Here is a 25,266-nt window from a genome sequence, read left to right as displayed (position 1 = left end):
CGGCTGTGCGGGCCTGGGCGGCCGAACGTGACCGGTCAGTCGAACCGCGGATCCTCCGTGCGGGAGCGCTTGATCTCGAAGAACTCGGGGAAGCTGGCAAGCTGGACCGCGGCGTCGAACAGGCGGCCCGCATCCTCCCCGCGCGGGATTCGCGTGAGCACGGGTCCGAAGAAGGCGGTGCCGTTGAAGGCGACGACCGGAGTTCCCACCTCGTCACCGACCCGTTCGATGGCCCCCTGGTGCGAGGCGCGCAGCTGGGCATCGAATTCGTCCGTCGAACCATAGTCCGCCAGCTCGTCCGGGAGCCCCACCTCCGCGAGGGCTTCCTTGATGACCAGTTCGAAGTCGCGGTTTCCGTCGACGTGGATCCGGGTGCCCATGGCATCGTAGAGCGGCTTGATGTACTGGGCGCCGTGCAGCGTATCCGCCGCGATCAGCACACGCACCGGCGCCCAGGCTGAGTCCATGAGGGTCCGGTAGTCCGCCGGAAGATCGCGGCCCTCGTTCAACACCGCCAGGCTCATCACGTGCCAGTCGATGCTGATGCTTCGGACCTGCTGCACCTCACCCATCCACCGGGATGTCACCCAGGCGTACGGGCACACAGGGTCGAACCAGAAGTCGGCCTTCTCGGCTACGGAATTGTGCATGGGGATACTCCTTTTGGGGTTGGGACAGTTCTGTTCGCGGCGGACCGCGGCAGAAGAGAACGGCGCCGTGCCTTCAGGGCACGGCGCCGTTGCCGGGTACAGGCGGTTTTTCTAAGGGATGGGGATGGGAATTAGGCCGACTTGTTCCGGCGCTTGGCGACCACTTCGTGTGAGAGCAGGGTCGGCTCGGCGCGCTTGGCGACGACGTCGGCCGTGATCACGACCGACGCGACATCATCGCGGCTGGGAAGGTCGAACATGACCGGCAGAAGCACTTCCTCCATGATGGCGCGCAGCCCGCGCGCACCGGTGCCGCGCTCCAAGGCGAGGTCGGCGATCGCCTCAAGGGCCTTGGGTTCGAACGTCAGGGTCACGCCATCGAGCAGGAACATCTTCTGGTACTGCTTCATCAGCGCGTTCTTGGGTTCCGTGAGGATCTGCATCAGCGCCGGACGGTCGAGGTGGGTCACGGTGGTGATGACGGGGAGCCGGCCGATGAATTCCGGGATCAGACCGAACTTCAGGAGGTCCTCGGGCATGACGTCACCGTAACTGACTTCCTCGTTCTTGAGGGAGCTCAGGGGCGCGCCGAAGCCGATGCCCTTTCGCCCGGCACGCGAGCCGATGATTTCCTCAAGGCCGGCGAAAGCCCCGGCGACGATGAACAGCACGTTCGTTGTGTCGATCTGGATGAATTCCTGGTGGGGGTGCTTCCGGCCGCCCTGGGGCGGAACCGATGCGACGGTTCCCTCGAGGATCTTCAGCAGGGCCTGCTGGACGCCTTCACCGGAGACGTCGCGGGTGATGGACGGGTTCTCGCTCTTGCGGGAGATCTTGTCGATCTCGTCGATGTAGATGATCCCCTGCTCGGCCTTCTTGACGTCGTAGTCGGCGGCCTGGATCAGCTTGAGGAGGATGTTTTCGACGTCCTCGCCGACATACCCGGCCTCGGTGAGCGCCGTCGCGTCGGCGACGGCGAAGGGCACGTTGAGCCGACGGGCGAGGGTCTGGGCGAGGTAGGTCTTGCCGCACCCGGTGGGGCCGATCAGGAGGATGTTCGACTTGGCGATTTCGACGTCCTCGCCGCTCGCGGCTCCGGCGAGGGTTCCGGCCGGGCGGGGCGCGCCGCCGGACTGGATGCGCTTGTAGTGGTTGTAGACGGCCACGGCGAGGGACCGCTTTGCCGGTTCCTGGCCCACCACGTATTCCTGGAGGAAATCGAAGATTTCGCGGGGCTTCGGGAGTTCGAACGTGCCCAGATCGGCGACCTCGGACAGCTCCTCTTCGATGATCTCGTTGCACAGATCAATGCACTCGTCGCAGATGTACACCCCGGGGCCGGCGATCAGCTTCCGGACCTGCTTCTGGCTTTTTCCACAGAAAGAGCACTTGAGCAGATCCGTGCTCTCACCAATGCGAGCCATGTGTCAGTCCCCTTACGTGGTACTTGGTTGCTGTCTCCACTCTAGGCCACATGGTCCGGCGAATCAGCATCAAAATGCCCGTGGTGCCAATGAAAAGCACCACGGGCATCCCGGTCATCCGTTCCGGAGCGGGCTCCGGACGGCGGATTACGGAGTGTTGATTTTCGGCTGAACCATCTTGCGGGAGGTCAGCACCTCATCGACAAGCCCGTACGAGACCGATTCCGCGGCCGTCAGGATCTTGTCGCGCTCGATGTCGAGGTTGACCTGCTCGGAGGGCCGCCCGGTGTGCAGGGCGATCGTGTCCTCGAGCCAGGTGCGCATGCGCATCACTTCATTGGCCTGGATTTCAAGGTCGGATGCCTGGCCGCCCTGGCCGCCCGAGAGCGCGGGCTGGTGGATCAGGACGCGCGCGTTGGGAAGCGCGAGGCGCTTGCCCGGGGCGCCCGCGGCGAGCAGGACCGCCGCGGCGCTGGCCGCCTGGCCGAGGCATACGGTCTGGACCTCGGGCCGGATGAACTGCATCGTGTCGTAGATGGCGGTCATTGCCGTGAAGGATCCGCCGGGCGAGTTGATGTAGAGGGTGATGTCGCGCTCGGGGTCCGTGGACTCGAGAACGAGCAGCTGCGCCATGATGTCATCCGCCGATGCGTCATCGACCTGGGTGCCCAGGAAGATGATGCGGTCCTCGAACAACTTCGTGTACGGGTCCTGGCGCTTGAAGCCGTAGGGCGTGCGCTCTTCGAACTGGGGAAGGATGTAGCGGCTCGTGGGCATCTGGGGTGCCTGCGATCCCGCCGCGGCCGAGTAATGGGAATTCATGGGTGTCTCCTGGTGGAAAGTCTCGTGAGTGTGAAAACGGCGGTTGACGCTTAGGCGCGCTGGGTGCCGCCGCCGCCGGACACAGTGCCTGCATGGGCGGAGATGTGGTCGAAGAAACCGTAGTCGAGCCCTTCCTGGGCGGTGAACCACTTGTCCCTGTCGTTGTCCTTCAGGATGGTTTCGACGCTCTGGCCGGTCTGCTCTGCCGTGAGTTCGGCCATGACCTGCTTCATGTGAAGGATCAGTTCGGCCTGGATCCGGATATCCGAGGCGGTTCCGCCGATTCCGCCGGAAGGCTGGTGCATGAGGATGCGGGCGTGGGGGGTCGCGTAGCGCTTGCCCTTGGTGCCGGAGGAAAGCAGGAACTGGCCCATCGAGGCGGCAAGTCCGGTCGCCACGGTGACGACGTCGTTGGGGATGAACTGCATCGTGTCGTAGATCGCCATGCCCGCGGTCACCGAGCCGCCGGGCGAGTTGATGTAAAGGAAGATGTCGCGGTCCGGATCCTCGGCCGAGAGCAGCAGGAGCTGGGAGCAGATGGCATTCGCGTTCTCATCGCGGACTTCGGAACCGAGCCAGATGATGCGTTCTTTGAGGAGACGGTTGTAGATGTAGTCATCGCGGTTGCCCGCGTCGACACTCGCCATGCGGGGGGTGGTTGGTTCGATTGCCATTCTTGTGACCTCTCACTCTGGCGGGCCTGTTCCCTGGGGAACCGCCCGGCCGTTTATCTCTCATTGGACACTAACCCGGCCCGGCTCGTTTTTGCTCCCGCCCGGGTAACTGTTCGCTGACGGCGCACCAGTCCCGGAGGGCATGTGGCGCGGCACCGGCGGCCACCGCCGCAACGCAAAAGACGCCGCGGCCCGGAAGGGCCGCGGCGTCCGAAGAATGCCGGAGTTAGGCGCGCGGTGCCGACTCTTCGCCGGCAACCTCGGCCTCGGGGGCGTCGTCCGGCGCACCAGCGGCCTCGGGGGCGTCGTCCTGCACTCCTGCGGTCTCGACGTCACCGGCGGGCCGCACGAAGTCGCTGAGGTCGACGGCGTCGCCGTTGGTGTCGGTGACCTTCGCCAGTTCCAGGACCTTCGCCAGGGCCTTGCGTCGGCGCACCTCGCCAACGATCATCGGCACCTGGCCGCTGGAGTCGAGCATCTGGGCGAACTGGTTCGGCTCCATGCCGTACTGGCTGGCCGTTGAGACGATGTAGTCGATCAGCTCGTTCTGGCTGACTGCCACTTCTTCCTTGTCGGCGACCGCGTCGAGGATGATCTCGTTGCGGAAGGCGCGCTCGGTGTTGGTCCGCACCTCCGCGCGGTGCTCTTCGGTGTCGTGGTCGTCGCCTGCGGCGCCTGCGTTCTCGGGCTTGAAGTGCTGCTCGAGCTGCTCAGAGATGACGGTCTCGGGAACGGGAACCTCGATCATTTCGACGAGCTTGTCGAGGACCTTGTCGCGGGCTTCGACGCCCTGGTCGACAACCTTGCTTTCGGAGGCCCGCTTGGCGAGGTCCTCGCGGAGCTCGGCGGCGGTGTCGAACTCGCTGGCGAGCTGGGCGAAGTCGTCGTTCACCTCGGGGAGCTCGCGCACCTTGACGGCCTTGACGACAACGGTGACCTGGGCGTCGGCACCAGCGTGCTCGCCGCCGGCAAGCTTCGTTTCGAAAGTGGCCGATTCGTCGGCGCTGAGCCCGGTGACTGCTTCGTCCATGCCCTCGAGCATGCTGCCCGAACCGATGTTGTAGGAGAGGTCCTGGGCCGAGTCGACCTCTTCGCCGTCCACCTTCGCGGTGAGGTCGATGGTCAGGAAGTCGCCGTCCTGCGAGGGGCGGTCGACGGCGGTGAGCGTGCCGAAGCGGCTGCGCAGTTCGTCAACAGCCTTGTCGACGTCTTCGTCGGAGGCCGTTGCGGCTTCGACGGTGACCTCGATGCCCGAGTAGTCGGGCAGTTCGATTTCGGGGCGGACGTCCAGCTCGACGGTGAAGACCAGCTGGCCTTCCTTGGCCGACGGGTCGGGCACCTCGGTGATCTCGACCTCGGGGCGGCTCAGGGGGCGGATGCCGGTTTCACGGACCGCTTCCTGGTAGAACCCGTCGAGCCCCTTGTTGACGGCCGTCTCGATGACGTAGCCGCGGCCGACGCGCTGGTCGATGAGCTGCTGGGGAACCTTGCCCTTGCGGAACCCAGGAACCTGCACCTGACCGGCGATTGTCTTGTAGGCCTCGTCGATGTTCGGCTGGAGTTCCTCGAACGGGACCTCAACATTGAGCTTCACCCGCGTGGGCGAAAGGTTTTCGACAGCGCTCTTCACAGCGTAGGACTCCTGAATGATGTGGGATAATTTCTGCATCTAAAACGAAGGTGCAGTATCCGAAGATACGGTGCCTTCGAGAATACAGAGTCGGGGTGACAGGAGTTGAACCTGCGACTTCCTGCTCCCAAAGCAGGCGCTCTACCAAGCTGAGCTACACCCCGAGAGTGCAGGTGCCAGTCTACGGAACTTTGCCCGCCGTTGCACATTTGGCGATCGGGGCCGGTTTGTGGTGTAGTTATATGCGTTCCGATGAGCCGCAGGGCCCGGAACCCGGGGATGTAGCTTAATGGTAAAGCCTCAGTCTTCCAAACTGATTACGCGGGTTCGATTCCCGTCATCCCCTCCAAAGGGAATAGCACCCGGCCGCAGAAAACGGCCGGGTGCTTTCGCGTTCCGGAGGCTTTCCGGATGCGCTGCCTCCGCGGCCCGCCGCCGGTCAGTCCGCCTGGCAGGCGGGGCACCAGTACAGTTTCCGGGCCACCAGTTCGGCCATCTCCACGGTTGTTCCGCATCTCCTGCACGGCTCCCCGGTCCGCTTGTACACGTAGTGCGGTGCGAGGGCGCCGGTGGCTCCCCCGCGGTCCTCGGGCATTGTCGTAATGATTTTCCCCTGGCGGACGCCGTCGTTCATCAATTGGACGGTGTCGTCCCAGAGCAGGCGGGCCGCCTCCGGTGCTACCGCGCGGCCGGCACGCCACGGGTTGAGGCGGGAGCGGAAGAGAACCTCGGCACGGTAGACATTGCCCACGCCCGCGAGCACCGACTGGTCCATGAGCGCCGCGCCGACCGGTTTCCCGGCGGCTCCGAGCCGGCTGATGAAAACGGCGGGGTCGGTCTCCGGCTGGAGCGGGTCGGGGCCGAGACGGGCGCGCACCGCCGACTCCTGGGCAGGGGTGATCACTTCACAGGCCGTGGGCCCGCGCAGATCCGCCCAGCCGTGCGCGGAGAGGAGCCGCACCCGCACCGCGCCGATAGGGGCCGGCGGGCCCCGGTAAGGGCCGGAGGGGTCGGCCTCCCCTGCGGTTTCGCTCTCCCCGATGCGCCGTGGCGCGCCGATGCTCGATGCGCCGGTGAAGGTGCCGTCCCCGCCGAAGCTCCACGCCCCGTAGAGCCCGAGGTGCACCCGGAGCACCGCCTCGTTGTCGAAGCGCAGGAACAACTGCTTCCCGTGTGCCGCGGCGTCCACGAGGACGTGGCCGTCGAGGAGGGCGGCGCCGGGGGCGAACCTGCCCTGTGGACTTGTCACGGTCAGCCGCTCCCCGGCGAAAACGGAGGAGAACTGGCGTGCGAGCCGGTGGATCGAATGTCCCTCAGGCACGGTTTTCCCCTGGGCCGGCTCCCGCCTGGACGCCGGCGGGGCTAACGGACAATTTCACCGGTTGTTTCGTAGGTTCCGACCTTGTCGATCCTGCGCACATGGCGGGGTTCTCCGCTGAACGGCTCAGCGAGGAATGCCTCGATGATGGCCGTGGCCTCGTCGACGGTGTGCTGGCGTCCGCCGACTGCCACAACGTTGGCGTCGTTGTGCTGGCGTGCCAGCCGCGCGGTGTCAACGCTCCAGGCGAGGGCGGCACGGACGCCGCGCACCTTGTTGGCGGCGATCTGCTCGCCGTTCCCTGAGCCGCCGAGCACGATGCCCAGCGCCTCCCTGCCGGCCTCCTGGTCCGCGACGACGGCGAGCGCAGCGTCGATGCAGAACGCCGGATAGTCGTCCTCGGGATCGTACGAGGTGGGGCCGTGGTCAACGACGTCGTGGCCGGCCGCGGTGAGGTGCTTGAGCAGGTGGGCGCTGAGTTCCAAACCTGCATGGTCTGTCGCTAGGTGGACACGCATGAAGCAATCCGTTCGCTGGGTGGTAGATGCCGCTTCAAGCCTAGTGGCTTGGCCGGCGTGTTCCGCCGCCGCCGGTGCCGCCGGCTCCCTACCGAGGGAGGTGGCCTGAGGGAAAAAGTGAGAGAATACGAAACGCTGCGCTGACAGGTTTTCCGCGCGGCGTCCTGTTAACCCACACTGGAGGCCAACCTTGCCCGGTATGAATCTGACGCGCAGCGAAGCAACCGTCCGCTCCACCCTGCTGACAGTCCACACCTACGACGTCACCCTCGATGTGACCCAGGGGGACCGGGTCTTCCGTTCAACGACCGTCGTCACCTTCGACGCCGCCCAGGGCGCGAGCACCTTCATCGACGCGGTGACCGACACCGTGCACCGGGTGACCCTCAACGGAGTGGACCTCGACCCCGGGGAGGTCGCCGACGGGCACCGCATCGAACTGCCGAACCTCGCCGCGTCGAACCGGCTCGTTGTCGAAGCCGACATGCCGTACATGAACACCGGTGAGGGTCTTCACCGCTTCGTGGATCCCGTTGACGGCGAGGTCTACCTTTACACCCAGTTCGAGGTGCCCGATTCACGGCGGGTATTCGCCGTCTTCGAGCAGCCGGACCTCAAGGCCACGTTCCGCTTCACCATGACCGCGCCGTCGCACTGGGACGTCATCTCCAACTCCCCCACCCCCGAACCGGTCACCGCCATTGCCACGGGCGAGTCCCCCGCGCGCTCGACGTGGTCCTTTGCGCCGACCCCGGTGATGTCCTCCTACGTCACTGCTCTGGTTGCCGGGCCCTACCAGGCAGTGCGCAGTGAGCTGACCAGCTCCGACGGGCGGGTCATCCCGCTGGGGGTGTTCGCCCGCAAGTCGCTGGTGCAGTACCTTGACGCCGAGAACGTCTTCGACCTGACCCGCCAGGGGTTCGCGTTCTACGAGAAGCAGTTCGGCACCCCCTACCCGTTTGAGAAGTACGACCAGCTGTTCGTTCCCGAGTTCAACGCCGGGGCCATGGAGAACGCCGGCGCGGTGACCTTCGTCGAGACCTACGTGTTCCGCTCCCGGGTTCCCGACGCAACGGTGGAGCGCCGGGCCATCACCATCCTGCACGAGCTTGCCCACATGTGGTTCGGCGACCTCGTCACCATGAAGTGGTGGAACGACCTGTGGCTCAACGAGTCCTTCGCCGAGTACATGTCGACGCTTGCCGCCTCCGAGGCGACGGAGTTCACGCAGTCGTGGACCACTTTCGCTTCCCTCGAGAAGTCCTGGGCCTACCGCCAGGACCAGCTCCCCTCAACCCACCCGATCGTGGCCGAGATCAACGACCTCGACGATGTCCAGGTGAACTTCGACGGGATCACGTACGCGAAGGGCGCCTCGGTGCTCAAGCAGCTGGTGGCCTGGGTGGGTCAGGAGAAGTTCATGGAGGGCGTGCGCGAGTACTTCGCCCGCCATGCCTGGAAGAACACGGAGCTCAAGGACCTCCTCGTTGAGCTGGAGAAGGCAAGCGGCAGGGACCTGCAGCAGTGGTCGGCGCTGTGGCTTGAGACCGCCGGTGTTAACACCCTGCGTCCCGAGCTGGCCACCGACGACGACGGGACCATCACCTCCTTCGCCATCCTCCAGAGCGCCCCGGAGGGCTACCCCACGATCCGTCCGCACCGCCTTGCGGTCGGGTTCTACGAGCTCACCGGCGACGGCGTCCTCGAGCGGGTTCACCGCCTCGAGCTGGATGTCGACGGCGAGCGGACCGAAGTCGGCGACGCGGTGGGCCTGCGCCGGCCCACCCTGGCCCTCCTCAACGACGACGACCTCGCCTACGCCAAGATCCGGCTCGACCCGGCATCGCTTCGCGCTTCGATCCGGCACCTCAAGAACTTCGAGGATTCCCTGCCCCGCACCCTTGTTCTGGGGTCGGCCTGGGATGCCGCCCGCGACGGTGAGACCCCGGCCCGGGATTACGTCGAGCTGATCGTTCAGAACATCGGTTCCGAGTCCGATTCCTCTGTGGTGCTCGTGCTCCTGCGCCAGCTCGCCGCCACCCTGCTGTTCTACGTGCGGCCGGAGGACCGGCAGGCAATGGGCGATGCGGTGGCGGACAGCCTGCTCGACCTGGCGCGCGCCGCCGACGCCGGATCCGATTCCCAGCTGCAGTTCCTCAAGGCGTTCGCCGCGCGGGCCCGGACCGAGGCACACCTCGACGTCGTCGAATCCGTCCTCAACGGCTCCGAGGTTCCCGAGGGCCTCACCGTGGACCAGGACCTCCGGTGGGAGCTGCTTACCTCGCTCGTCGTCGGAGGGCGGTTCGGCCGCGCACAGATCGACGCCGAACTCGAGAAGGATTCGACGGCGACCGGGCAGCTCGCCGCCGCGCAGGCCACCGCCGCGATCCCCACCCCCGAGGCCAAGGCCGAGGCCTGGCGTTCACTGGTGGAGCGGACGGACCTTCCCAACGCCACCCAGCGCTCGGCGATCGCCGGGTTCACCCGGGTCCACGACACCAGCCTCCTTGAGCCCTACGCCCCGAAGTACTTCGAGGTGATCAACGGCATCTGGGACACCCGCACCTACGAGATTGCCCAGCAGCTCGTCGTGGGGCTCTACCCCTCCCGCCTGACAACGCAGGACACGCTCGACCGCACCGATGCGTTCCTTGCCGAACTCGGCGACGGCAACCCGTCACTGCGGCGCCTGCTCCTGGAAAACCGGGACGGCGTCCAGCGCGCCCTGCGCGCCCAGGCTGCAGACAGGTAGCGTCATGAGCCTCCACCACTACAACGTTTCGGTGAAGTGGACCGGAAACCGCGGTCAGGGGACCTCGGGGTACCGGGACTACAGCCGCGAACATGAGGTGACGGCGGAGGGGCTGCCGCTCCTTCCCGGCACGGCCGATCCCACCTTCCACGGCCAGAAGGACCGTTGGAACCCCGAGCAGCTGCTGCTTGCGGCGCTGTCCCAGTGCCATATGCTCTCCTACCTGCACATGGCAGTGAAGGCGGGCATCGTAGTGACCGGCTACGAAGACGCCGCCGAGGGGTCGCTGAGACTCAACCGGGACGGAAGCGGCGAGTTCACCCGGGCCGTGCTCAGGCCGCGCGTCGTCGTCGCCTCCCCCGACCATGCCGAAGCGGCCCAGGCAATCCACAAACAGGCATCGGAAGCGTGCTTCATCGCCCGCTCGGTGAACTTTCCCGTCGACCATGAACCGACGATCGTCGTCGACGAAACGTAGAAAAAGGAGAAGCGCCGCGTTCCGCCACCGGCGGGAATGTACGCGCGGCAGTGAGTATGGAAGTGATCAGCATCGGTATGGACCTTTTCCCGCATCTCGGGTTCGGCGGCCGCGTCCTCGACGCGGCGGTCGTCCTCCTTGCCGCCTTCATCATGTGGCTCTTCGTCCGCTTCCTTGTGAGGCGTTCGGTGACGCGCGTGCAGAACGGCTACAACGTCTTCAAGAAGCCCCACTTCCGGTGGGCCCAGCCCGTCCTGCGTTCCCTTGACGGAGCACGGAGGGCACAGCGGGCGGAAACGATCGGTGGACTGCTGATCAGTGTGGCCGGCGTCAGCCTGGCCGTGGTGGCAATCATGATGGCGCTGCAGGAGCTGGGCCTGAACATCGGCCCCATCCTGGCCAGCGTCGGCATCGTCGGTATCGCCATTGGTTTCGGTGCCCGGGAGGTCATCCGCGACGCGTTCCTCGGCTTCTTCATCACCATCGAGGACCAGTACGGGATCGGTGACACCATCGAAATCGGCGAGACCGTGGGCGTTGTGCAGTCCCTCGGTCTGCGGATCACCCGCATGGTCGATGCGGACGGTGCCATCTGGTACGTGCGCAACGGCGATATCACCAAGGTCGGAAACCGCTCGCAGGGCAACTATGTTGAACCCGCGGAGCCGGCGGCAACCTCCGGAGAGAAGGACAAGTGAGCGACTCGGAGCAGTTCCAGCAGGACACCATCCCCCTGGGGACCGGGAGCGAGCGCCCGCCGCTGCCCGCCGACCGCCTGATCGCCACCAGCCGGTCCTTCACCCAGCCGGAGTTCACCGACAACTTCTACGAAACCATCGGCGGGCACCCCACGTTCGTGAAGCTCGTGGACGTCTTCTACGAGGGCGTCGCCAAGGATGAGCTCCTGCGGCCGATGTACCCGGAGGAGGACCTCGGGCCCGCCAAGGAGCGCCTCCTGATGTTCCTCGAGCAGTATTGGGGCGGCCCGAAGACCTACGGCGAGCAGCGCGGTCACCCCCGCCTGCGCATGCGCCATGTCCCCTTCCGCGTCACGCCGCAGGCGCGGGACGCCTGGCTGAGGCACATGCGCGACGCCGTCGACTCCCTTGAGCTGGCGCCGCTTCACGAGGCGACGCTGTGGGACTACCTCGACCGGGCCGCCCAGTCGATGGTCAACGCGGCCGACTAGCCCCAAAAGAGCGGGACAGCCTTGGAACGGCAGGGCTGCCCGGAAGCAGCATCTCAGCCCTAGAAGACCGCGGCGGCGCGCACAAGCACGTGGCCCCGGGAGGTGCTCAGCCTCGTCCACCGTCCGTTGGTGAAGACCGCGGGGGTCTCGCCCGGAGCAAGGAATCCCAGGGTGAAGGCCCCGAACGCGGCGCCCGCCGGAAGCGCGGCCGGCGCGCCGGGCATCGCCCTCCCCCACACCGTTCCGCGCCGGTTGTTAACGATCAGGGCGCCGGCGCGGTCCGGAAGACCCCCGGCGACCTCGGCGATTCCGTCGCGGGCCGCCTGCTCGAGGGCGTCGATTCCCATTGCGCCGGCCGGGCTCCAACCCGCGCGCGGCGGAAGGATTCCCGCCCAGTTCTGCTGCACGGTTGTCGGCGGGACGGCGAATTCCACCCCGTCGTGCATCCTGGCGAGCCGGTCGGACACCGCAGCCAAGGGTACGGTCACGTCGACCGAGGCGGGCTCGGTCAGCGGCATCGTACGCAGGCCCAGCACGGTGGGCGTTGCTTCGCCGAGGATCGTCGGGCGCAGGACGCAGACGTAGGCTGCGAGGACGCTCCCCTGGGCCTGGAGCCGCACCGCGCCGTCGTCGGAGGCCCGCGCGCGCGCTGTGAAGGTGCGCAGGTCGGCCGCTACCTGGGCGTCGGCGAAAAGCAGGCGGGTTGTACCCGCCGCGCTTGACACGGCCGCCTACTTGCCGCTGCGGCGGAAGGGAACCGCCGGGCCGGAGAATGACTCAAGGGCCGTGCGCTGGCCGGCGTTCAGCGGCACGGGCCGTCCGCTCTCCCGGCTGGCCAGGATCATTGTTGTTGAGGCGACGGCGCACAGCGTGCCCCCGTCGGGGCCGCTGCCGTCCTTGACGGTGTAGCCGATCTCGAAGCTTGAGGACCCGACATTGACTACCCAGGCTTCAACGAGCACGGGTTCCGGAGCGTAGTTCAACGGAGCGAGGTACTCGATTTCACTGCGCGCCACGAGGGTGAAGGTTCCGGGGTCGGTCGCTCCGCGGAACGTGCCCCCGTCGGTGGGCTCGAGGGTCATCGCGATCCGTGCGTCCTCAAGATATTGGAGGAACCGGACGTTGTTGATGTGTCCGTAGGAGTCCTCGTCGCCGAAGCGCAGCTGGATCGGGACGGTGAGGGTGCGGGGCATGGTCTCATCCTCTCAAACCGGGAGGCATCCTAGCCATTCGGCCGCGGCCGCGGACGACGGGGGCGCATCGGCACTCCGAGGCCGGTGAACCGCGGGCACCCCGCCGGCCCGCGGTGCCGTCCTGTCCGCTTGAGGCCGCGCCTCCGGTGCGTCTAAGGTCAGCAGTAGGCCCGGACGGCTGCCGCCGGTCCCGAACAGATTCCACCGCAAGGAGACCCCGCCCGATGTCCGCAGAGCCCCGCGCCGATCCCACGCAGTCACTGCTTGAACTGCTCGACCTGAGCAGCGCGGAGGGGGCCCACACGGATGAGGACATCTTCGTCGGTTCCTCGGCGCCGCAGCCGGGCAAGCGTGTCTTCGGCGGCCAGGTCCTTGCCCAGTCCCTCGTTGCGGCGATCCGCACCGTCGAGCCGACCCGCCAGGTCCACTCAATGCACGGGTACTTCCTGCGGGCCGGTGACGCGGACCAGCCGATCACCTTTGGGGTGCAGCGGCTGCGTGACGGCAGGTCGTTCTCCGCGCGCCGCACCCACGCCTACCAGAACGGCGTGCCGATCCTCTCGATGATCGCCTCCTTCCAGGAACCCGACGAGGGGATTCTCCACCAGGACCCGATGCCCGAGAACGTTCCGGACCCCGAGTCGCTGCCAAGCACCGCCGATCTCCTGAGCGGGTTCGACCACCCCGTCGCCCGCGCGTGGGCCTTCGACCGCCCCTTCGACGTGCGTCACATCGATGCCCCGCTGTATGTCAGCAACACCGGTGACCGGGAGCCGAGGAATGCCGTGTGGATGAAGACCTTCGGTCCGATGCCGGGCGATGACTCGCTGCACCGCGCCGCCCTCGCCTACGCCAGCGATTACACGCTGCTTGAGCCGATCCTCAGGCCGCACGGACTGAGCTGGATCCATCCCGGCATGAGCGTGGCGAGCCTTGACCACGCGATGTGGTGGCACCGTCCGGTGCGCGTTGACGAGTGGCTGCTGTACGTCCAGAGTTCGCCAAGTGCGTCGGGGGCACGCGGACTCGCCGCGGGGAAGATCTACAACCGGGCCGGCGACCTGGTGGCCAGCGTCGCGCAGGAGGGGATGATCCGGGTTCCCTCGCCCGGTGGGAAATAGAAGGGGCACCGAGCAGGACCGCGCCCGGCGGACGATGATGTGCCACGGCACAGCACAGTGCAGAAGGCGACGCTGACACACGGCGGCGGGAAGCCGGACAGCGCACAACAGGAAAGCGCCCGCTCCCGGCCACGCCGGGAAGCCGGGGTTAATCGGAAGAGGACGCGCACCCGCGGGTGCGCGTCCTCTTCCGTTGGCCTGCTGTTCTTCCAAGGGGTCCTAGGCCGGAACCGTCCTGGCTCGAATCGTCTCGGGCAGGACCCTAGCCGCGGGTCAGGCGGCGGTGGGTGACCCGGTGCGGCTTCGCGGCATCGGGTCCGAGGCGCTCGATCTTGTTCTCCTCGTAGGCGTCGAAGTTTCCTTCGAACCAGTACCACTTGTCAGGTTCGGCGTCGGTGCCCTCATAGGACAGGATGTGGGTTGCAACCCGGTCCAGGAACCACCGGTCGTGCGAGACGACCACGGCGCAGCCCGGGAACTCGAGCAGGGCGTTCTCAAGGCTGGAGAGCGTTTCGACGTCCAGGTCGTTGGTCGGCTCGTCGAGGAGCAGCAGGTTGCCGCCCTGCTTGAGCGTCATGGCCAGGTTCAGGCGGTTGCGCTCACCGCCGGAGAGGACGCCCGCCTTCTTCTGCTGGTCGGGACCCTTGAAGCCGAAGGCCGAGACATACGCACGGGAGGGCATTTCAACCTGGCCGACCTGGATGAAGTCGAGTCCGTCGGAAACCACTTCCCACAGCGACTTGTTGGGGTCAATCCCGCCGCGTGACTGGTCGACGTAGGAGATCTTCACCGACTCACCGATGCGCAGCTCGCCGTCGTCCAGGGGTTCGAGTCCGACAATGGTCTTGAACAGGGTGGTCTTGCCCACACCGTTGGGACCGATGACACCGACGATGCCGTTGCGCGGCAGCGAGAAGGACAGCCCGTCGATGAGCACGCGCTCGTCGTAGCCCTTCCGCAGGTTCTTGGCCTCGATGACCTGGCTGCCAAGGCGCGGTCCCGGCGGGATCTGGATCTCTTCGAAGTCGAGCTTCCGGGTGCGCTCCGCTTCGGCCGCCATCTCTTCGTAGCGGCTCAGGCGGGCCTTTGACTTGGTCTGGCGGCCCTTAGCGTTCGACCGCACCCACTCAAGTTCCTCGGTAAGGCGCTTAGACAGCTTTGCGTCCTTCTTGCCCTGTACCTCAAGCCGGGCGCGCTTCTTCTCCAGGTAGGTGGAGTAGTTGCCCTCGTAGGGGTAGAGGTGTCCGCGGTCGACCTCGGCGATCCATTCGGCGACGTGGTCGAGGAAGTACCGGTCGTGGGTGACGGCCAGCACGGCGCCCTGGTAGGCGGAGAGGTGCTGCTCGAGCCACAGGACGCTTTCGGCATCGAGGTGGTTGGTGGGCTCATCGAGCAGGAGCAGGTCCGGCTTTTGGAGCAGCAGCTTGCACAGGGCCACGCGGCGGCGCTCACCACCGGAGAGCACCGACACGTCGGCGTCCGGCGGCGGGCAGCGCAGGGCGTCCATGGCCTGCTCCAGCTGGGAATCAAGGTCCCAGGCGTCGGCGGCGTCGATCGCTTCCTGCAGCTGGCCCATTTCCCCGAGCAGCTTGTCATAGTCGGCGTCCGGATCCGCCAGTTCCTCGGATATTTCGTTGAAGCGCTGGATCTTGCCGTAGATCTCCGCCACGCCCTCCTGGACGTTGCCGAGGACGGTCTTTTCCTCATTCAGCGGGGGTTCCTGCAGCAGGATCCCGACGGTGTACCCGGGGCTCAGACGGGCCTCTCCGTTGGAGGGGGTGTCAAGTCCGGCCATGATCTTGAGGATGGTGGACTTACCGGCACCGTTCGGACCGACCACGCCGATCTTTGCACCGGGGAAGAAGGACATGCTTACGTCGTCGAGGATCACTTTGTCGCCGACAGCCTTGCGGGCCTTGGTCATTGTGTAGATAAATTCCGCCATACCACCAAGGCTAGTGCGTGGCAGGGCATAACTCACATTCAGGTGGCCTGCTAAGACCCCTTCGGCCAAGCGGCTGCAGGTTCGACGAACTGTCCCTCAAGGTCGGGATAGACGGGTGGCCCCGCGAGGACACCATCGACATGCGCGACGAACCCGTCGGTCCAGGTCTGTTGCCGGAAGGCATCCCACGCGCGGCGAGCCGTGGGCTTCTGGGTCCAGTAGGCCATCTCCTGGGCGATGCCCGCCCAGTCGCGATCGTTCAGCAACCCGTCGCGGTGGGCCGCGAACGCGTCGCTGAACAGGACGAAAAAGGGAATCAGCACGTGCCGGATCTCCCGGGGCACACCGTCTTCGAGGTGTCCAAGGACATTGCGGAGATGCGGATACATCGGGTCGAGCCGTGACTGGATCGCATCATCCATCGCACGTGCGTTGTGGCGTCGTTCGGCCTCCGACGTGCGCTGCGACTGGCGCAGGCTCATCCATGCCACAACGAGGGCAGCCATAGCGGCCACGGCAGACATTGCGGCGGCGGTCATGTTCATCGCATCACCGGACATCACTGCGTCGCTACCTGAGGTGCCCGCCGGGCCGCCGTTTCGTCTATAAACACGTGATTCTCGCCGTGCACTCCGAGAAAACTGCCCGCATTGTGCATTCCCATCGTCGTGTAGAACCGCCGGGCCTTCTCCGAGGCCGTCAATACGGCGAGCGCGGGTTGGAGTCCCGCGTTCCATGCGAACTTGACCGCGGTTGAGAATAATGCCGAACCGATGCCGCCACGTTGCCATTGGGGATCAACGAAGAACTTTCCGATCTCGCCGATTCCATTGGGCGCCATGAGCGCATAATTCGTCCGGTCGAAATGATCCAGAAGGTAGCGATGTGGCGCTGACACCAGGACGTGTCCGGCGACCCGGCCATCGAACAACGCCACCCAGCGGCCTAGCCCACCGCCCTGCATCAACCACGTGGCCAGGGAGCGCGCATCGCTGTCGGCGTCCCGGCGGGGCGGGTAGGCAGGGTCGGACCGACGAATCCGGGAGAGAACTTCAACGGTTTCATCAAGGTGCTCGCGCACGGAAAAGGGAACAACGATCAACGCCATGGTCCGAATTATGTCCGCCAGAGGCACGGCGTCCTAATGGCCCGAAGTGCGCGGTCATTTCCGTGAACCCCAAAAGCGTCGAAAGACGACTATTCACGCCTGCACCAATCCGCCTAGAATGCGCTGCGTGCCTCGACCGCCAGGGCGTCCTGTTCGGTCTCGGGACCGGACACGCTGACGTCCGGGTCGGTATTGTCGCTGCCCGCTCCCCCGTTCAGTCCTGCAACATCACTGGTACTCTCCGGTTCGAGGATCAGGCCTGTTTCGGGATCCACGCCGTCGGGTGCCGAACCGGCATCGCGCTGCGGATCGTGATCCCCTGTCTTTTCAGTCTTCTCCACCGAGATGCGCCGAAATGCAGCTGTGCCCCACATGAGGTCGTGCCCCGCCGTCTCGGCGTCAATTTCCACCGAGGTTCCCGTCCTTCCGTCATCGTTGATCCAGGGCCGGATCCTCAGCCTGCCAAAAACCACGACGCGGTCGCCCTTCTTGATGCTCGCGGCGCCGTTCGTGGCCAGCTGCCGAAACATCGACACCGAGTACCAGTTGGTGTGGCCGTCCGCCCACGCCCCTGCCGAACGGTCGTACCGCCGCTCGGTTGAGCACATCCGGAAGCCCGCGATTGCCAGGCCGCTCGGTGCAAGGTTCAGCCGCACGTCCGTTGCGACGTATCCCCGGACGGTGATGTTTTCGTTCATTGCAATTCCTCTCGCCTGACTCACTCAGCAGCCCGCCACGGGCCCGCATCAAGTCTCCGGCGCAATCGCTCCGCCAACGGGAGCCGGGGGTGCTATGTGGACATCCCCGAACGTGGTCACGGTACAGCCGGTGCGGAAGCCGGCGGCGGCTGTCATGATGGGACCTCCGGTGCGGCTACGGGAAGAATCAGGGGGAATCATGGCTCGGAGCGTGCGGGCACGACTGGGCATCGCGACCTTCGTTGCTGCGGCGTTGATTGTTGCGCTGGCTGCCGCCGCTGTAAGCCTTCGGGGCGATCCCGGTCCCGGTGCAGCGTCCGGACCCGGCGCCACCTCCACCGCAAACCGGCGGGCAGCGGATGTTCCCGCCGCCACCGTCCCGCCCGCCACCCCGTCAGCCACTTCGCAACCGACCGGCGTCACGGGGAGCACCCAAACGCCACGCCAAATCATCGGCATCCTCTCGGACTCCCACGCCTACGGCGCTGACTCCTGGTGGCGGCAGACGGTTGTCACCGGCACCGTGCCCGGACTGCGGTCCGGCCCGTTCGAGTCCCACCCCGGGGCACGGACGTCGGATCTCACCAGCAGGCTCGATGCCGCTGTTGCAGGGGCCGATCTCGTGGTGGTGCAGGCGGGCACCAACGACCTTCACCACGGCACGTCGCCCGAGGAGACCGCACGCGGCATCGGTGTCCTGTGGGACGGAATCACCGAACGGGGCGCATCACCGGTGGCCGCGCTCGTCCCGCCATCGGAGAGGTTGCCGGCACAGGCCGCCGACCTGAACCGCCGAATTGCCGCAGAGGCTGCGGCCCGGGGCTTGCCCCTGATCGACGTCTACACCGCGGTTGCGGAGCCCGACGGCTCCTGGTCGGCGGGTTTCACCGACGACGGAGTCCATTCCAGCAAAAAGGGCTCCGATCTGCTCGCCGCGAGCGCCCGCAGGCAGCTCTCCGCCCTGGCCCGGTGAGCCTGCGTCGGGAGCCAGGGATTGAGGCTTCCGCAACGGCGCGGGTGGCGCAAAAAGCGCCCCGGGGACGATTCGCCCGGTTCGATGACCCTGACGGCAATGGAATCGTCCTCCTGGCCGCGGCGGGGCAGCAGATGGGCTCTTAAACGAGCGGTTCCGGCCAAGCGCTGTGCTTGGCCGGAACCGCTTTTTCGTGTGCCCCCGGCAGGATTCGAACCTGCGACCAGAGGATTAGAAGGCCCCTGCTCTATCCCCTGAGCTACGGAGGCATCAGGCCCAGTTTACTATGCCCTCCGAGCCGGCTGCTGATCATCTCTGCACCGCTGGTGCCGGCTCCGGAGCCAACGGCAGCGGCCGCGCGGCCGATGCTACTCGGGCAGGGGTCCGAAGCTGACCCGCAGTTCAAGGCGGTGCTGCCCGTCGGGGTCCTGCGAGTAGATCGCCTTGCCGGCAATCCCGGCCAGGCCGTCAGTGCCCGAGCCGGGGATGATGTGCCCGGAGGCCGCGGCCGCCGTTCCCTCGGCCACGCCCCAGTGCTGAACGGTCATCGAGCCCGAGCGTTCGCCGACATATCCGGTGAACTGCTCGCAGGCCACGTACCCCGCGCCGACGTCGTTGCCGGTCATGAGCAGCTCCGCGGTGCTTGTGCCGGAGATCTCACCGCTGAACACTTTCACAGCGCGCACCCGTGAGAATTCGCCCGTGCCGCCCTGTACTTCCCAAGGCTGCGCATCCCACTCGGTGATCTCGAATTCGCCGTGGAACAGTGTTTCTCCAGAATCCATCATCCCCCCAGTATTGCCGGTAACCGGGCGGGGTGCATGCCGGCCGGACCCGGCGGCACTCCCGTCCGGGCGGAAACCGGCACCCGTCAGCGCAGCTGCCCGGGGGCTTTCGCCTGGTACCGGCGCCGGAAGAGTACCTTGGTGCGCCGGTCGAGGAACACGAGGTAAAGGGCGAAGCTGAGGGCAACCACAGCCGCGAACTGACGGGCCACAATGAGGCTCAGTTCGAAGTAGGGGAAGATGTCGAGCTGGTCGGAAATGGCGTAGATCATGAAGAAGGATACGAGGAAGTAGAGGGTCTTGACCTGCCAGTCCTCGCGGATCCCGGTGACCGCGAACAGTGGGATAAGCCACACCACGTACCAGGACTGGATCATCGGTGCGAGGAGGACGACGGCGGACAGGGCCAGCGCCAGCCTCCGGACGATCCGGCTGTGCTGCCCGCGGAACACCTGCCAGAGGATGATCCCTACCGACGCGAAGGTTCCGGCCTTATGGATGCCTGCGGCAAGGACCGCTCCGGGTAGACCGGCCGCGTTCGCGAGGGACTCGATCAGCATGCCGAGGAAGCCCACGGGCGCGTACCAGATCCATACGCTTCCCGGTGTGCTGAGCGCGCCGACCCAGCCGAATCCGAGCCCGTTGAGCATCCCCATGATTCCCAACAGCCCGAGCGAGAGGGCCGCGGTGATGGCCCAGTACCGGATCCTGCGCCCCCAGGAGGCTCCCTTCCCTGCCCAGATCAGCCCCAGGAAGGGGAGGAAAATCAGGGTGATGGGTTTGATTCCCACGGAGAGGGTCACCAGCAGGATGCCAAGGAGCGGGCGGCGGGTTGCCGTCAGGTAAAGCCCGGCCAGAGCCAGGCCCACCATCAGCGAGTCGTTGTGGATGGCGGCCACGAAGTTGATGAGGAACAGCGGGTTGGCCGCGGTCAACCACAGGGCGCGGTTCGGGTTGATGCCGTGGAGTTCGGCGAGCTTAGGCACGAAGTAGACGCAGAGCGCAACCCCGATCAGGGCCAGGACCCTGAACAGTGCAACCGAGAAGTCCGGCTGCCCGCCGGTGAGGCGGACGACCAGTTCCTCGAGCCAGAGGAACACCGGCCCATACGGCGTGGGGCTCTGCGCCCAGAAGTCGTCCGCGCCGATCTGCAGGTAGTTGGAGATCTGCGAATATCCGTCGACATAGGGATTCAGCCCCGCAACCATTACCTGGCCCTGGGCGATGTAGGCGAACACGTCACGGCTGAACAGCGGGAGTGCCAGACACATCGGAGCTGCCCACGCGACGATGGCGCGCAGCACGTGGGGCCGGGACTCCGGGCCCCACCCGCCAAGCCGCTGCCCCAGGCGCAGCCAGGACCGCACGAGCAGCATGCCCCCGAGCGCGAGCATGAGCACCGAGAACAGGGCGCCGGCCGGCTCGAAGCGCAGCCAGATGATGACCGGCACGCGCCGCAGCTCTACCGAGGCAAGCGAGAGCCAGCCAACCCCGAGGGACCCGACCCACATCAGGAGCGACCCGATGAACCCCTGGAGAATCGCCGTGTTGGGCCGGTCGGCACGCGGTGCGGACGATGGCTCAGTCACGGGGACCTGGGCGGTCATGTACGGGTATCCAATCGTTATGCGGCATGGGCAGTCGGTCGGCCCGTTCAGGCCGCCGCGCACTGCACGCCGGAACACCGACCGGACCGGCGTGCACTGCCTGTGTGCGTCCGCCGGCACAACCAATCGTTCCCCGGTGGACCGCGGTTAACGGGATTGGCCCGGCCAAGACCGGTCAAAGATGGCCTTCGGTGAACGCATCCAAACTGCCTCGATATTAGCACCGGGCCCTGGACGGCCGGCCGGAAGCCGCACCGGGCCGGAAAGATCCATACCGCCAGACGCATGGTGGCACGCGTCGTAATCCCAAGGCACCGGCTGGCCCGCCCCGGCTGCGCGGTACATTTGTCGGGTGCCGATATCAAATGAACACATCGTGTGGATCGATTGCGAAATGACGGGCCTCAACCTCGAGGCCGACGCCCTCATCGAGGTTGCCGTGCTCGTCACGGACTCGGAGCTGAACATCCTGGGGGAAGGGGTCGACGTCGTCATCGCGCCCGATCCCGGGGCACTTGCCCAGATGGGCGACTTTGTCCGCACAATGCACACCACCTCGGGGCTGCTCGGTGAGCTTGCCGACGGGATCAGCATGCAGGAAGCCCAGGAAAAAGTGCTTGAGTACATCCGCGCCTGGGTGCCCGAGCCGAACAAGGCCCAGCTCGCCGGGAACTCCGTTGGCACCGACCGGAACTTCCTGGTCCGGGACATGCCAGAAGTCGTCGCCCACCTCCACTACCGGGTCATCGACGTGTCGACGATCAAGGAACTCGCCCGCCGCTGGTTCACCCGCGCCTACTTCAACGCCCCGGCGAAGGTCGGAGGCCACCGCGCCCTCGGTGACATCCAGGATTCGATCCGTGAGCTGCGCTACTACCGGCAGGCCGTGTTCGTGCCAAGCCCCGGCCCCGATTCGGCGGCCAGCAAGGCCCTCGCCCAGCAGCTCGACGCCTGATCCGGCCCGCCTTCGCAGGCGCGGCGACACCCCGGACCGGCCCGCTGGCAAAAGCATCCGGAAAAGTGTGTAAACTTGTTTCCGCTGCCGTTACACAACGGACCGGCTCCCAGCAGGATCAGGGTGCGGGTCCAGCGAGGCTGCATGGTGGGTATAGCTCAGTTGGCAGAGCGCCTGGTTGTGGTCCAGGAGGTCGCGGGTTCAACCCCCGTTACTCACCCGCGCGGCGGATTGCACAGCGATCCGCCAACACCAGCCGTTCCGGAGATTCTCCGGGACGGCTGGTGTTTTTTACGGCCGCCCCCGGCGGCCTGCCCCAGGTTTCCAGTTATCACCGACCACGTTTTGAGAGGTCTGCCGCATGGAGCGCCGAGTGTTCGAAGAAGATCACGAGCTATTCCGCGAGGTAGCGCAGGAGTTCAACTCCCGCGAAGTCTCCCCCTTCTACTCCCAGTGGGACGCAGAGCACCGGATGCCGCGCCGGGTCTGGGAGGCTGCCGGGGAACAGGGCCTGTTGGGCATGGCCGTACCCGAGGAGTTCGGTGGTGCCGGCATGGGCGACTACCGCTTCCGCGCCGTCCTTGACGAGGAGTTCGCGCGCAGCAACCACCTCGCCGTCGGGCTCGCCTTCCACCTGCACGACGACATGGTGCTGCCCCATCTGCTCGCCTACGGTTCCGAGGACCTCAAGGAGCGGTGGCTTCCGGCCATGGTGTCGGGGGAAAAGGTGACCTCGGTGGCATGGACGGAACCCGGCGCCGGCAGCGACCTGCGCGGAATCCGCACCAAAGCCGTCCGCGACGGCGACGACTGGCTGCTCAGCGGCCAGAAGACCTTCATCGGCAACGGCATCACCGGCGACGCGTCCCTGGTGCTTGCCCGGACCGACGGCGGAACCGGGCGCGGAGCCAGCGACTCCTTCTCCCTGTTCATGGTCGAAAAGACCGAGGGCTACACCACCGGGCGCCAGCTGGACAAGATGGGCCTTCGCGCGTCCGATACAGCCGAGCTGTTCTTCGACAACGTGCGGGTTCCGGGAAACAACCTCGTGGGCGAGGTGGGCTCCGGCCTGCGGTACAGCCTGGAGCAGCTTCCCCAGGGCAGGCTCGGCATTGCCGTTGCGTCATCGGCCCTGGCCCGTGCCGTCTATGAGCAGACCGTGACGTACACCCGCGAGCGCAATGCGTTCGGCGAACGGGTCATCGACTTCCAGAACACCCGGTTCGAACTTGCCGATATCCTCACTGAAGTCGAGGTCACCGAGGCCTACGTCGATGCCGCGATGACGGCGTTTAACGAGGGCAGGCTCGACGCTGTCGCCGCTGCCCGCGCCAAGCTGTGGGCCAGCGAACGGGTCAAGTCGATCGCCGACCGCTGCCTTCAACTTCACGGCGGTTACGGGTACATCCTCGAGTACCCGGTCTCCCAGGCATTCCTTGCGGCCCGGCTGCTCACGATCTTCGGCGGCACGAGCGAAATCATGCGCGACGTCGTCGGCCGTTCAATCGCCCGCTGACCCACCGCACGCCCGCCCGATCCCCTGTCTACCCGACCACCGGAAGGAACCATGGCTGTCCACCCCGTGACCATCGCAGGCGAACCCGTGCTGCACCGCCGGGCCGCGCCCGTCGAGGCGTTCGACGACGAGCTGCGCACCCTGATAGCGGACATGTTCGAGACAATGGACAAAGCCAACGGGGTGGGCCTCGCAGCACCCCAAATCGGTGTGGGCCTCCGTGTCTTCGTGTACGGGATGGCCAACGACGACGGCGTGCCGCCCCGCGGCGTCCTGGTCAATCCGACGCTTGTCACCTCGAAGATCTCGGGCGCGGACCCGGACCCGGACGAGGAATCCGAGGGCTGCCTTTCCGTGCCGGGCGAGTCCTTCCCCCTGAAGAGGGCCGAGTGGGTCAAGGTCACGGGGTTCGACGGCGATGGGCAGCCGGTAGAGTTCGAGGCAACCGGCTGGTTCGCGCGCTGCATGCAGCACGAGTACGACCACCTGGACGGCAAGCTGTACATCGACCGGCTCAACAACCGCCAGGGCCGCAAGGCACGCAAGGCGATGAAAGCCCACGGGTGGGGCGTTCCCGGCCTGACCTGGCTGCCCGGCGTCGACCCCGACCCCTTCGGGCACTAGCGCCTCAGGCTGCTCCGGGCGACGGGGCAGGTTCAAGGTCCTCGAGCCGCTGCACCTTCCGCAGCGGTCCGAAGATGGCGATCAGGGGCGCCCCGAAGGCGATCACCACGCCGATCAGGACCGCCGTCCTGACCCCGAAGGCCTCGGCGAGGATTCCTGCCGAGAAGCTGGCGACGGCAAGCATGCCCCAGCTCACCGTGCGCGATGCCGCTCCCAGCCTGCCCATCATGTTGGGGGGGCACACCCGCTGGCGGAAGCTCGTTCCGACAACGATGTTCCATGCGACGCACGCGCCCATCACGAACATCCCGGCGACGCCGGGCAGCATGCCCAGGCCTGGGGTCATGACCAGCAGCGATGCGTACCCGAGCACGCCGGGCACCATGGACCAGCGCCACAGCGGGCCCGAGCCGAGGCGTTCACTTATCGCCTTGGCCGTGATGCCGCCGACCGCGCCGCCCGCCGAGGCCCCCGCGAGCAGGAATCCGAGCCAGATCTCCGACTCGCCCAGTGTGCGCAGGACGAGCAGCACGATCAGCGACGCCGCGATGTTGCCGCCGAGGTTCCACAGCGCGGCGTTGAAGAGGATCGCCCGGAGTGGGCCCGTGCTGAAGGTGTAGGCCATCCCGTCGGCCATTTCACGGAGCAGCTTGCGTTTGGTGGGAGGTGGCGGAACCTCCTTCACCTTCAGGGTCGACACGGCGGCAAGCGACACCCCCGAGGCGCCCACCTGGACCAGCAGCGAGTTCGACGCCCCGGCGGCACTGGTGAGCCAGCCGGCTACGGCCCTGCCTGCGGCGTCGGCGGCGGCCCCCCACCCGGTCATCAACCCATTGCCCTCAACCAATTCCTCCTTGGTGACGACCTGCTGAACCAGTGCCTGGTCGGCGAGGTTGAAGAAGACGGAGGACACCCCCGCGAGGAAGGCGACGAGGAACAGCTGCGGGGTGCTCAGCACGCCGTACCAATAGGCCAGAGGCAGGGACAGCAGCGCAACGATCCGCAGGACGAGCGACCAGAGGATCACCGGCTTGCGTGGAAGCCGGTCGACCCACACGCCGATCACCAGGCCAAAGAGCAGCCATGGGAGGAAAACCATGCCCGCGAGGGCGGCCACCTCGAAGTCGCTGGCGCGCAGTTCAACCGCCGCTATCACCGGGAGCGCGACGGAGGCGACCGCGTTGCCGAACACTCCTGCCGTCCCGGAAATCCAGAGCGACCGAAAGTCCGTATTGCGGAGCAGGAGGTGCCTCCGCGGCGCTACGGTGTCGGTCATTGACACAGGG

At 66.4% G+C, this 25,266-nt stretch carries 25 protein-coding genes and 4 tRNA genes; 11 read left to right on the top strand and 18 right to left on the bottom strand.

Translation table 11 applies throughout. The features are described 5' to 3' along the window. Positions 1 to 35: 35 nt before the first annotated feature. The 6 genes from AC4D14_RS02755 to AC4D14_RS02730 form a co-directional block, all read right to left on the bottom strand. On the bottom strand, positions 36 to 650 hold the full coding sequence (locus AC4D14_RS02755; protein WP_490900042.1) for a mycothiol-dependent nitroreductase Rv2466c family protein: 615 nt from the start codon (positions 648 to 650) through the stop codon (positions 36 to 38). Positions 651 to 781: 131 nt separating this feature from the next. Beyond that, on the bottom strand, positions 782 to 2,074 hold the full coding sequence (gene clpX / locus AC4D14_RS02750) for an ATP-dependent Clp protease ATP-binding subunit ClpX (RefSeq protein ID WP_490900041.1): 1,293 nt from the start codon (positions 2,072 to 2,074) through the stop codon (positions 782 to 784). A 147-nt stretch (positions 2,075 to 2,221) separates the two neighbouring features. After that, positions 2,222 to 2,896, bottom strand: a complete 675-nt coding sequence (locus AC4D14_RS02745) for an ATP-dependent Clp protease proteolytic subunit (RefSeq protein WP_490900040.1) — start codon at positions 2,894 to 2,896, stop codon at positions 2,222 to 2,224. Between the two features lie 50 nt (positions 2,897 to 2,946). Continuing rightward, a complete protein-coding gene (locus AC4D14_RS02740) occupies positions 2,947 to 3,570 on the bottom strand; it encodes an ATP-dependent Clp protease proteolytic subunit (protein WP_490900039.1) in 624 nt (207 codons plus the stop codon). A 226-nt stretch (positions 3,571 to 3,796) separates the two neighbouring features. Continuing rightward, entirely contained in the window at positions 3,797 to 5,200 is a 1,404-nt protein-coding gene (gene tig / locus AC4D14_RS02735) for a trigger factor (RefSeq protein WP_490900480.1), read from the bottom strand. A 90-nt stretch (positions 5,201 to 5,290) separates the two neighbouring features. Next, positions 5,291 to 5,364 (bottom strand) — tRNA-Pro (locus AC4D14_RS02730). A gap of 111 nt (positions 5,365 to 5,475) precedes the next feature. On the opposite strand from AC4D14_RS02730, the gene AC4D14_RS02725 reads away from it, so the two are divergent. Further along, positions 5,476 to 5,549: transfer RNA gene (locus AC4D14_RS02725), tRNA-Gly, on the top strand. Between the two features lie 90 nt (positions 5,550 to 5,639). On the opposite strand, the gene AC4D14_RS02720 is transcribed toward AC4D14_RS02725, so the two are convergent. Together AC4D14_RS02720 and AC4D14_RS02715 are read right to left on the bottom strand one after the other, a co-directional pair. Then, positions 5,640 to 6,521 (bottom strand): Fpg/Nei family DNA glycosylase, encoded by an 882-nt coding sequence (locus AC4D14_RS02720; RefSeq protein WP_490900038.1) that lies wholly within the window; start codon positions 6,519 to 6,521, stop codon positions 5,640 to 5,642. A gap of 41 nt (positions 6,522 to 6,562) precedes the next feature. After that, complete coding sequence (locus tag AC4D14_RS02715; RefSeq protein WP_490900037.1) at positions 6,563 to 7,036, bottom strand: ribose-5-phosphate isomerase; 474 nt, start codon at positions 7,034 to 7,036, stop codon at positions 6,563 to 6,565. A 199-nt stretch (positions 7,037 to 7,235) separates the two neighbouring features. Between AC4D14_RS02715 and pepN the strand changes: the two genes are divergently transcribed. From pepN to AC4D14_RS02695, 4 genes are all read left to right on the top strand, one after another. Then, the gene (gene pepN, locus AC4D14_RS02710) at positions 7,236 to 9,788 is read left to right on the top strand and encodes an aminopeptidase N (protein ID WP_490900036.1); all 2,553 of its coding nucleotides are present in this window, start codon (positions 7,236 to 7,238) and stop codon (positions 9,786 to 9,788) included. Positions 9,789 to 9,792: 4 nt separating this feature from the next. Further along, positions 9,793 to 10,266 (top strand): OsmC family protein, encoded by a 474-nt coding sequence (locus AC4D14_RS02705; protein WP_490900035.1) that lies wholly within the window; start codon positions 9,793 to 9,795, stop codon positions 10,264 to 10,266. A 56-nt stretch (positions 10,267 to 10,322) separates the two neighbouring features. Continuing rightward, a complete protein-coding gene (locus tag AC4D14_RS02700) occupies positions 10,323 to 10,964 on the top strand; it encodes a mechanosensitive ion channel family protein (protein WP_490900479.1) in 642 nt (213 codons plus the stop codon). Positions 10,965 to 11,026: 62 nt separating this feature from the next. Beyond that, positions 11,027 to 11,455 (top strand): globin, encoded by a 429-nt coding sequence (locus AC4D14_RS02695; RefSeq protein WP_490900478.1) that lies wholly within the window; start codon positions 11,027 to 11,029, stop codon positions 11,453 to 11,455. A 59-nt stretch (positions 11,456 to 11,514) separates the two neighbouring features. Here the strand turns inward: AC4D14_RS02695 and AC4D14_RS02690 are convergent, their stop codons facing one another. Then, the gene (locus AC4D14_RS02690; RefSeq protein ID WP_490900034.1) at positions 11,515 to 12,180 is read right to left on the bottom strand and encodes a DUF8185 domain-containing protein; all 666 of its coding nucleotides are present in this window, start codon (positions 12,178 to 12,180) and stop codon (positions 11,515 to 11,517) included. 6 nt (positions 12,181 to 12,186) lie between these two features. Further along, a complete protein-coding gene (locus AC4D14_RS02685; protein WP_490900033.1) occupies positions 12,187 to 12,648 on the bottom strand; it encodes an acyl-CoA thioesterase in 462 nt (153 codons plus the stop codon). A gap of 224 nt (positions 12,649 to 12,872) precedes the next feature. Between AC4D14_RS02685 and AC4D14_RS02680 the strand changes: the two genes are divergently transcribed. Beyond that, on the top strand, positions 12,873 to 13,769 hold the full coding sequence (locus AC4D14_RS02680; protein WP_490900032.1) for an acyl-CoA thioesterase: 897 nt from the start codon (positions 12,873 to 12,875) through the stop codon (positions 13,767 to 13,769). A gap of 262 nt (positions 13,770 to 14,031) precedes the next feature. On the opposite strand, the gene ettA is transcribed toward AC4D14_RS02680, so the two are convergent. From ettA to AC4D14_RS02660, 4 genes are all read right to left on the bottom strand, one after another. Continuing rightward, the gene (gene ettA, locus AC4D14_RS02675; RefSeq protein ID WP_490900031.1) at positions 14,032 to 15,714 is read right to left on the bottom strand and encodes an energy-dependent translational throttle protein EttA; all 1,683 of its coding nucleotides are present in this window, start codon (positions 15,712 to 15,714) and stop codon (positions 14,032 to 14,034) included. Between the two features lie 50 nt (positions 15,715 to 15,764). Further along, the gene (locus AC4D14_RS02670; RefSeq protein ID WP_490900030.1) at positions 15,765 to 16,277 is read right to left on the bottom strand and encodes a hypothetical protein; all 513 of its coding nucleotides are present in this window, start codon (positions 16,275 to 16,277) and stop codon (positions 15,765 to 15,767) included. Beyond that, positions 16,274 to 16,822 (bottom strand): GNAT family N-acetyltransferase, encoded by a 549-nt coding sequence (locus tag AC4D14_RS02665; protein ID WP_490900029.1) that lies wholly within the window; start codon positions 16,820 to 16,822, stop codon positions 16,274 to 16,276. Before AC4D14_RS02665 ends, AC4D14_RS02670 begins: the two co-directional genes overlap by 4 nt. A gap of 113 nt (positions 16,823 to 16,935) precedes the next feature. Continuing rightward, complete coding sequence (locus AC4D14_RS02660) at positions 16,936 to 17,520, bottom strand: single-stranded DNA-binding protein (RefSeq protein WP_490900028.1); 585 nt, start codon at positions 17,518 to 17,520, stop codon at positions 16,936 to 16,938. 199 nt (positions 17,521 to 17,719) lie between these two features. Here AC4D14_RS02660 and AC4D14_RS02655 point away from each other — a divergent pair, with 199 nt between their 5' ends. Then, entirely contained in the window at positions 17,720 to 18,493 is a 774-nt protein-coding gene (locus AC4D14_RS02655) for an SGNH/GDSL hydrolase family protein (RefSeq protein ID WP_490900027.1), read from the top strand. A 196-nt stretch (positions 18,494 to 18,689) separates the two neighbouring features. Here the strand turns inward: AC4D14_RS02655 and AC4D14_RS02650 are convergent. From AC4D14_RS02650 to mptB, 3 genes are all read right to left on the bottom strand, one after another. Continuing rightward, positions 18,690 to 18,762: transfer RNA gene (locus tag AC4D14_RS02650), tRNA-Arg, on the bottom strand. A gap of 99 nt (positions 18,763 to 18,861) precedes the next feature. Beyond that, on the bottom strand, positions 18,862 to 19,281 hold the full coding sequence (locus tag AC4D14_RS02645; RefSeq protein WP_490900026.1) for a DUF3224 domain-containing protein: 420 nt from the start codon (positions 19,279 to 19,281) through the stop codon (positions 18,862 to 18,864). A gap of 83 nt (positions 19,282 to 19,364) precedes the next feature. Continuing rightward, a complete protein-coding gene (gene mptB / locus AC4D14_RS02640; protein ID WP_490900025.1) occupies positions 19,365 to 20,867 on the bottom strand; it encodes a polyprenol phosphomannose-dependent alpha 1,6 mannosyltransferase MptB in 1,503 nt (500 codons plus the stop codon). Positions 20,868 to 21,237: 370 nt separating this feature from the next. Here mptB and orn point away from each other — a divergent pair, with 370 nt between their 5' ends. The 4 genes from orn to def all read left to right on the top strand — a co-directional run bounded on the left by orn (position 21,238) and on the right by def (position 23,980). Further along, positions 21,238 to 21,840 (top strand): oligoribonuclease, encoded by a 603-nt coding sequence (gene orn / locus AC4D14_RS02635; protein ID WP_490900024.1) that lies wholly within the window; start codon positions 21,238 to 21,240, stop codon positions 21,838 to 21,840. Positions 21,841 to 21,987: 147 nt separating this feature from the next. Then, positions 21,988 to 22,060 (top strand) — tRNA-His (locus tag AC4D14_RS02630). Positions 22,061 to 22,201: 141 nt separating this feature from the next. Beyond that, complete coding sequence (locus tag AC4D14_RS02625) at positions 22,202 to 23,356, top strand: acyl-CoA dehydrogenase family protein (RefSeq protein WP_490900023.1); 1,155 nt, start codon at positions 22,202 to 22,204, stop codon at positions 23,354 to 23,356. A 51-nt stretch (positions 23,357 to 23,407) separates the two neighbouring features. Next, complete coding sequence (gene def / locus AC4D14_RS02620) at positions 23,408 to 23,980, top strand: peptide deformylase (protein ID WP_490900022.1); 573 nt, start codon at positions 23,408 to 23,410, stop codon at positions 23,978 to 23,980. Positions 23,981 to 23,984: 4 nt separating this feature from the next. Here def and AC4D14_RS02615 read toward each other — a convergent pair whose 3' ends face one another. Continuing rightward, entirely contained in the window at positions 23,985 to 25,256 is a 1,272-nt protein-coding gene (locus tag AC4D14_RS02615; RefSeq protein ID WP_490900021.1) for an MFS transporter, read from the bottom strand. Between the last annotated feature and the right edge of the window lie 10 nt (positions 25,257 to 25,266).

The organism is Arthrobacter sp. TJ-254 (assembly GCF_058269175.1).
This window is presented reverse-complemented; position numbering and strand designations above follow the sequence as displayed.

Bases quoted from the DNA above. Each gene is read 5' to 3' on its own strand.
- AC4D14_RS02680 (WP_490900032.1), top strand. From the start codon at position 12,873: ATGTCCGCAGAGCCCCGCGCCGATCCCACGCAGTCACTGCTTGAACTG.
- AC4D14_RS02655 (WP_490900027.1), top strand. From the start codon at position 17,720: ATGGCTCGGAGCGTGCGGGCACGACTGGGCATCGCGACCTTCGTTGCT.
- pepN (WP_490900036.1), top strand. From the start codon at position 7,236: ATGAATCTGACGCGCAGCGAAGCAACCGTCCGCTCCACCCTGCTGACA.
- def (WP_490900022.1), top strand. From the start codon at position 23,408: ATGGCTGTCCACCCCGTGACCATCGCAGGCGAACCCGTGCTGCACCGC.
- AC4D14_RS02705 (WP_490900035.1), top strand. From the start codon at position 9,793: ATGAGCCTCCACCACTACAACGTTTCGGTGAAGTGGACCGGAAACCGC.
- AC4D14_RS02615 (WP_490900021.1), bottom strand. From the start codon at position 25,256: ATGACCGACACCGTAGCGCCGCGGAGGCACCTCCTGCTCCGCAATACG.
- AC4D14_RS02745 (WP_490900040.1), bottom strand. From the start codon at position 2,896: ATGAATTCCCATTACTCGGCCGCGGCGGGATCGCAGGCACCCCAGATG.
- AC4D14_RS02645 (WP_490900026.1), bottom strand. From the start codon at position 19,281: ATGATGGATTCTGGAGAAACACTGTTCCACGGCGAATTCGAGATCACC.
- AC4D14_RS02685 (WP_490900033.1), bottom strand. From the start codon at position 12,648: ATGCCCCGCACCCTCACCGTCCCGATCCAGCTGCGCTTCGGCGACGAG.
- AC4D14_RS02625 (WP_490900023.1), top strand. From the start codon at position 22,202: ATGGAGCGCCGAGTGTTCGAAGAAGATCACGAGCTATTCCGCGAGGTA.
- AC4D14_RS02660 (WP_490900028.1), bottom strand. From the start codon at position 17,520: ATGAACGAAAACATCACCGTCCGGGGATACGTCGCAACGGACGTGCGG.
- AC4D14_RS02755 (WP_490900042.1), bottom strand. From the start codon at position 650: ATGCACAATTCCGTAGCCGAGAAGGCCGACTTCTGGTTCGACCCTGTG.
- AC4D14_RS02665 (WP_490900029.1), bottom strand. From the start codon at position 16,822: ATGGCGTTGATCGTTGTTCCCTTTTCCGTGCGCGAGCACCTTGATGAA.
- AC4D14_RS02715 (WP_490900037.1), bottom strand. From the start codon at position 7,036: ATGCGTGTCCACCTAGCGACAGACCATGCAGGTTTGGAACTCAGCGCC.
- clpX (WP_490900041.1), bottom strand. From the start codon at position 2,074: ATGGCTCGCATTGGTGAGAGCACGGATCTGCTCAAGTGCTCTTTCTGT.
- ettA (WP_490900031.1), bottom strand. From the start codon at position 15,714: ATGGCGGAATTTATCTACACAATGACCAAGGCCCGCAAGGCTGTCGGC.
- AC4D14_RS02700 (WP_490900479.1), top strand. From the start codon at position 10,323: ATGGAAGTGATCAGCATCGGTATGGACCTTTTCCCGCATCTCGGGTTC.
- AC4D14_RS02740 (WP_490900039.1), bottom strand. From the start codon at position 3,570: ATGGCAATCGAACCAACCACCCCCCGCATGGCGAGTGTCGACGCGGGC.